Annotated in this window: 5 protein-coding genes; 2 read left to right on the forward strand and 3 right to left on the reverse strand. The window is 48.9% G+C overall.

The features are described from left to right. Window positions 1–129: 129 nt before the first annotated feature. Both ACXJJA_RS05750 and ACXJJA_RS05755 read right to left on the reverse strand, forming a co-directional pair. Window positions 130–1,644 (reverse strand): ArnT family glycosyltransferase, encoded by a 1,515-nt coding sequence (locus ACXJJA_RS05750; RefSeq protein WP_456487264.1) that lies wholly within the window; start codon window positions 1,642–1,644, stop codon window positions 130–132. A 307-nt stretch (window positions 1,645–1,951) separates the two neighbouring features. Next, window positions 1,952–3,277 carry a TldD/PmbA family protein gene (locus ACXJJA_RS05755; protein WP_456487265.1) on the reverse strand — a complete coding sequence of 442 codons (1,326 nt, stop codon included), beginning with the start codon at window positions 3,275–3,277 and terminating at the stop codon, window positions 1,952–1,954. A 31-nt stretch (window positions 3,278–3,308) separates the two neighbouring features. Between ACXJJA_RS05755 and ACXJJA_RS05760 the strand changes: the two genes are divergently transcribed. Together ACXJJA_RS05760 and ACXJJA_RS05765 are read left to right on the forward strand one after the other, a co-directional pair. Then, entirely contained in the window at window positions 3,309–5,225 is a 1,917-nt protein-coding gene (locus ACXJJA_RS05760; RefSeq protein ID WP_456487266.1) for an ATP-binding protein, read from the forward strand. A 106-nt stretch (window positions 5,226–5,331) separates the two neighbouring features. Then, window positions 5,332–5,874: a hypothetical protein gene (locus tag ACXJJA_RS05765; RefSeq protein WP_456487267.1), complete on the forward strand. Its 543-nt coding sequence runs from the start codon at window positions 5,332–5,334 to the stop codon at window positions 5,872–5,874. A gap of 71 nt (window positions 5,875–5,945) precedes the next feature. Here ACXJJA_RS05765 and ACXJJA_RS05770 read toward each other — a convergent pair. Continuing rightward, window positions 5,946–6,688: RNA-guided endonuclease InsQ/TnpB family protein (locus ACXJJA_RS05770; protein ID WP_456487268.1), on the reverse strand; the 743-nt coding region annotated here is incomplete at its 5' end.

Below are 6,688 nucleotides of genomic sequence, written 5' to 3' on the forward strand. Positions count from 1 at the left end.
CTGGCTCACCGCAGCCCCTGACTGCAGGATATACCCGCAGCCTCGCTAATAACAAAATTGCAAACAATATATAAACCTAACGGCGATTCGGTTCAAACCATAAGCTTTCTCGCCGAAATCTTGTAAAAATCATGGGAGCACCCAGCGAATCTCCTTTACCATAATAACACCTTCTCCTCTCTCCATACTCCCATTCTGATTTCGATCCTTCCAGATGAACTTACCTGTGATTCTATCAAGCTCCTTCACGCTCTGTGGAGGTGGTCTGGGGAAACAAAGAAGCATATCCTCGAATGTGGTAGAATCTTTTACGATTAAGCCACCTCTCACATATTTAATCACGATCAAGTGCCTTAAGGTGACGATCCCGTTGTTAAAGGCTGATGGGTTCTCATATAGGGATTTAAGGTCTACGTCAATCTCTTTAAACCTTCCAGTCGCATCCCATGTATGCATATTCCATATTGTTGCAGAGACACCTACTCCAGCCAATATTATCAGCAGAGCCGCCACAAGAATTCCTCCATATTTTCCCTTTGAAAAAAGACCTGAAAGTGCATTTGCCCCGAAGATGCAGAGTGCTGGAAGCATCGGGAGGAAATACCGCACTTGCTGAAGTGCTTGTAACCCCACACCTCCAAGATGCCCCATCGGGAAGTAAAGAATCATTGTAAGTGTTATCCAGGAAAATAAAAGGTAAAACCCAGCTTTATTATCCTTATAAGACCTGTAAAGCCCGAAAAACGCTAGATAAAAGACTGGCATTGCGATAAGAAACATCTGCGGAACGTCTGTAAGATTATCAACCGCACCTTCGATGCTCCAGTATTTTGACGCCCCCTCCCCCTCTCCCAACTCAATTTCATGTTCACCACGCACGAAGTCGCCAAGACGGCGAACATCATAGCCCGACTTGAAAGGGCCACCATAGGTAATGGTGTTATACCACAGGAGAGGTGTTAAGAGTATTAAAAGCCCGATACAGAATGCCACTATAAGCTTCATCCTTGGAGCCTCTTTTACCAGTAGGTAAACAAATGGGAGAACAACGAGCAGCCCCACCGGGTAGCGGGTCGATACAGCCACAGAGAAGACAGACCCCGACAAAAGACATAGCACCGAACTCTTTCGAGCAACACCCTCTATAAAGAGGCAGATTGAAAGCACAAGGAACGCCATCGTCCCGTAATCGACCCATGCATAACGATAAGTCATAATCATCGCAATTCCTGTCGTAAGAAGCAGTATGGTGGATAACGCAGCACATCTCACGCCAAAAAGCCTTCTTGAAAGGATGTAGGTAGATACTACGGCAATCAAAGCGAGAATTGTCCCCGTAAATCGTTGAATGCCCAATGCTATCATCAATGCGTAGAATAAAACATAACCAATTCCCTTCTCCGTCACAACATAATACTCGCCGTCTTCTTCGATCACACCGCTCTGTAACGCTCTAGGATACTTTTCCAGAAACTCATATAGGGGCATCTTGTATATACCGTCAATATATAGGTGCGCCCATGTATCAATTGAAACCGCATCAACAATGTCTGCTTGTGGGTCATACGGCACAGAAAGAATCCCTCCGATAACCAGAGCGAATACCACTGCAATTATGAGAAGATATTTATGTTCTTCTTTCATCGCAGACCCGTCCTGCGCACTGTGCAACTTACTGTTCGGATGCCCCTCTTTAAATCATTACTACTTACCAATAATGTCTAAAATCCGAGAGCTTTGTTTTTAAGGGTCGTCCCCGTGAGCATTCCTGTGGAGGTCAAGGATTCTCCCACGCCGTAAAAGGGACGACTAGCCTTGACCGGTAGTCTCAATCTAACACATCTTAATGCGCAAAGCGGGATAGAAGTCTCTTTGTGGAACCCGCTAATGACCATGCTCGTGCCTCCATGCCCCTCGCTTAGCCACTCTGATACGGCACTGTCACGTCGAGCTACGCCGAGACCACTTGTATGTTTTTGACGAGGATTGACGGTGAGACGACGCTGCCGAGCTGCCGGACATCATCGGCGAGCGCCACGACGTTCTTTAAAATTTCGGTGGAGGCGCCGGCGAGCATGACGTTCTTAGCAGGACGGAGTTCACCCCTGCGGACGATGAAGGCATTGTATGCGACCACTGAAAACTCGCCAGATGCCCGTGATGCCGTGTGTGCACCGATGAGGTCGTGGACGAGCAAACCCTCCTTGATCTCTCCAAGCAACTCTTCCTTTTTCAAAAGCTCTTCAGCAGTCAGCACGAAGTTCGTGGCGCCGACCCTTGGCAGCGTGTCGTAGCTGCGAACGGCGTTCCCCGTGCTCTCCACGTTGTCTTTTGTTGCCGTATATGAGTCGTAGAGAAAATTTTTAAGGACGCCGCACTCCACAAGCATGGTTTTCTGCGAGGCGATACCCTCGCCGTCCATCTTTCTCGTGTTCAAGCCTCCAGGGAGCGTGCCGTCGTCCAAGATGGTTAAAATTTCACTTGCAATACTCTCGTTCTTTTTTTTGTAGTAGGGAGACTGTTTCTTCTGCACATTTTCAGCGTTCAATTGCGCAATCGTTGTGTAAGGCAGGAGGCTTTGCAGCGATTTCGGCGTCAGCACTACTGGCATCTTCCTCGTCTCGCAACGCTCGCCGCCCAGGCTTGCGACTGCGACGCTCGCCGCCTCCCGCCCGACGAATTCCGCGTCGAAATCCTGCAGAAAATGCGACACCGTGCCTTCCCACGCCGCAACCTCCTCACCGCCCGCTGAACTCGCAATCGCCGTCAAACTACCAGAGACAAAGGTCGCCCTGTCTTGCGTTTTCACACCCTCGGAGCTCAGCACAAAAACTTCATCGTAACCCGCAGAGAAACCGCCTTCCACCGTCTTCACGCCTTTTTCTAACGCCGCTGAAATCATGCTCTCGCAAAGCTCCACAGCCGCTCCAGCGCTTAACGCAACTACCGCCTCATCAAATGTCCTCTCCGGAGTCGAGTAGCCCCTCGAAGGCTGTGGCAAACCCTCAAATGCTTCATCAGTCTCGGAAGCTTTCGCCTGCCTTATGGCGGCGGCAATGCACTCCTCAAGACGCTCTGCCGATGTTGTATAAGAGAACCCCACCTTTTTTGAAAGCACCACTCTGATACCAATCCCTAGGTTCTCGCCGACTTTCCCCCGCTTCACTTTACCTTTTTCAAAATCAATGCTCAGAACTCTGCTTCGCTCCGCATAAATTTCAGCCTGCTCACAATCCTTCAGTGCCGTTTCCAACGCCCGCTCTAAAAGTCCGAACATGGTCTCCCATAAGTCATATTATTAAGTTGCGATGAAAAAAGAAGTAGATATGACAAACATATATGTTTTGATATCCGCAATCGCACTTCTTATCAATATCCTCTTAGTAATTTTTGTATCGGTAACCGAGAGAAAAAATACCGTTGGCAAGACGCTCGTGTTGCTCTTCATCTCGCTTATTATATGGGATGTGGGCGAGTTAATGCGTCGCCTACGCCTCGACGACCCGTTATTCTGGAGCATGGTGGAGTGTATGGGTGTGCTCTTTATACCCCCCACGTTCTACCACTTTGCGACGGCGTTCCCCGAGAACACAAGACTGAAACTAAAACGAGCGTCGCAGAAATACCTCTTGGCCGCCTTTTACTGCATTTCCATCGCATTTCTCCCCCTCCTTCTCAAGGGCAAGTTGATAAGCGGCGTGGAACTCCGCTTCTGGGGCTACGAATATGTGGGAACGCCCCTGCTAACGGCATTTTTATTTTATTTCATCGGCGTCATGTTCGTTGTCGCCTTCGAGTTTCTCAGATCATATAAATTTTCAAAGGACGACAGGTTTGAATTTCTGCAAGTGCGGGCGGTGGCATCCACCGCTCTCGTCGTAGTGGCGCTTAGCGTATTCACCGACATACTCCTTCCGCTTAACAAAAACTTCATCCCGCTCACGAGTGTGCAGGTGCCCCCATTAGCCTCGGCGTTCACCGTCGCCGGCGCCACAGTCGTAGCTTGCGTGCTTCTGAAATACAGGTTTCTTCCCTCTGAGGTCATGCTCAATAATCTCGTGAAGAGTATCGAGGACGGATTTATAGTTATTGACCGCTTCGGCAGGATACAGCTCGCCAATGAGCCCGTTGAAGAGCTTTTTGGCGTCGAATCCAAGAAAATTGTGGGAAAGCCTCTCAAAGATCTAGAAGTAATGGTTAAGGACGAGGCGAAGGAGCTTATCAGGATTGTTAGCGAGCTGAAAGAGCTTAGGAAGCCCGTGGAGCTACCGAGTGGCGTCTTAGAGGTCATAGTTTCGCCAATAATGTTCAAGGACGCACTGCTCGGGCATTTGATAGAGCTTCGAGACATTTCAAAGCTTGTTGCGAGAGAGAAAGAGCTTGAGGAGAAAACGAGAGCCCTTGAGCGGCAGACGGAGGAGCTAAAGGCGACGGTGAGGGAGCTAATGGATGCAAGGAAGGCATTATTAAACATCCTTGAGGACGTTGATGCCTCGAAGAGGGAACTTGCGGAAGCTTACGAGCGGTTAAAAGAGCTGGACGAGATGAAAGATAACTTTATGATGATTGCCATTCATGAACTGGGAACGCCGCTCACGATAATCCGAGGCAACATGGACATGCTTCTCAGCGGCGTCTTCGGCGAGCTGAGTTATGAGCAGCAAGAGCGGCTGCTCGTGATCAGCGAAAGTGTAAATAGGCTGATAAAGCTTTTGGACGACTTACGAGCGGTGATGACGATAAAAGAGGGGCAGCTACGTCTTGACAAGAAAGAGCACTCGACAAAAACGCTGGTTTACGATGTTGTGAGGGATTTAAACGCCCTTCTAAGGCAGAGAGGGCACGTGTTGCGTGTGAGCGTCCCAGACGTGAAGGTAGTATGCGACGGGGAAAAAATAAAAAGCGCCATTTTCAACCTCCTCGAAAACGCCATAAAATTTACGCCTGAAGGCGGTAGCATAGAAATAACCGTCGAAGAAATTTCCGAGAGCGGAAAGGACTACGTGAGGTTTTGCGTCGCCGACAGCGGCGTCGGCATCCCAAAGGACAAGCTTGACAGAATATTTGAGGCTTTTTACGAGGTTGGCAGCTACTTATCTCATAAAAAGGGCATGGGGGTTGGGCTTTTCGTCGTGCGGAGCGTCGTGGAGGCACATGGCGGACGCGTATGGGCTGAGAGCGAAGTGGGTAAGGGCAGCCGCTTCTTCTTCACGCTGCCAAAGTGAAAATTTGTTTTCGATTTTGGATTCGTTTTTATGCAATTGGAGTTGAATTCCAATGGGGAAATCCCCCCCCCCCCCCCATGCGGCATCAAGAAGAGGAGGGAGCACTGTGGGTAGGGATGCGCCCGTAACGTTGTTAGTGCTGGGGTTGCTACTCCCGCTTCTGCTCTCGTCAGCGATGGCTGAGAAGCCAACGCCCATAGACCCAAAAGAAGACATCTACATGGTTACTGCAGATGTGGACGGCGGTACAACAATAACCATCACGGCATATACCTTAGAGGCAAGTGGCGCAGAAGAGGTAGAAGGGCACCTCATATATTACTTTGGCACCAGCGAGGAGCCGCCAGGACCGCCAAATATCGCCTTTATGAAGCACGAAGATGCCTCTAATGTGTTTATAGCAGAAATAGAAACAACTGCGGATTACGGGCAATTTAATTTTGCCGTTCATGTAAATCTGGCGGAGATGCCATTGTCAGATAGGGCGCCTGATAGCAGCTATTATACGCTGAAGTCAGGAGAGACAAGCAAGAAGTGGGATGACCCGACGACGTTCGGAACGCCGGCGCCGGAGTTTTCAGGAATTGTTCTGTTGTCGGTAGTAGGAGCACCTTTAGGAGTTGCAGCCTTACTACTTCTGAGGAAATGACTTCCTCCTCTTCATTTTTAGTTGTTTGTGACCTCCTCCCCCGCCCCGAGTCGGGGCTTCCACCGTGAAGCTTAAGAGGTTGAGGAGTGTGCAGGACGAACCTGCGCTCCCCGTCGGGCTGAGCACGCAGCCCCTGCCATGAGCATATAGCCCACGGCTCGTTTCATTATATTTTTAGCTCCGTTCACATCACCATTGATTTGATATCCACAATCCTCGCAGATGAAAATTCCCTGAGAAGGTCTTTTGGTATTCATTGAACCACATCTTGAACATTGTTTCGACGTATTGAACTCTGAAACTTCTATCACTGCAATCCCTCTCTCAAGTGCTTTATACTTGATGTATTCCTTCAGTTTGTAGAATGGCATCGTGCTAACCTTCCTGTTCACCTTCCTTCCCTTGTTGTTTCTAACTCCGTTCAAGCTACCAACTGCAATTATGGCATTGCTCCTCTCAGCTTCATCAACAATATCTTTCGCTATCTTGTGGAGTTCATCGTTCACGATTCTCCTTTCCTTGTGCCCTATCTTCTTTATTGCCTGTAGTTTCTTCTCCATTCCAAACTTTCTCCTAAGCCAGAAATACTTTCCCCTAACTTCCCTCACTCTTTTACCGTAGAACTTTGGCTTGCCGCGGTGCCGTGCCACCGACACTCCTATCCAACGAGCTCCTATGTCCATCGCCATGATGGATGAGTATTCACTCTTGATTTTAACCTTCTTCTTAACAACCACATGCAAGTAGAACTCTCCATTCTTTGTTCTAATCAGTTTAGAGCCACAAATCTCCCATTCTTCGAAGTTAAATGGTT

The organism is Candidatus Alkanophaga liquidiphilum, assembly GCF_053996935.1.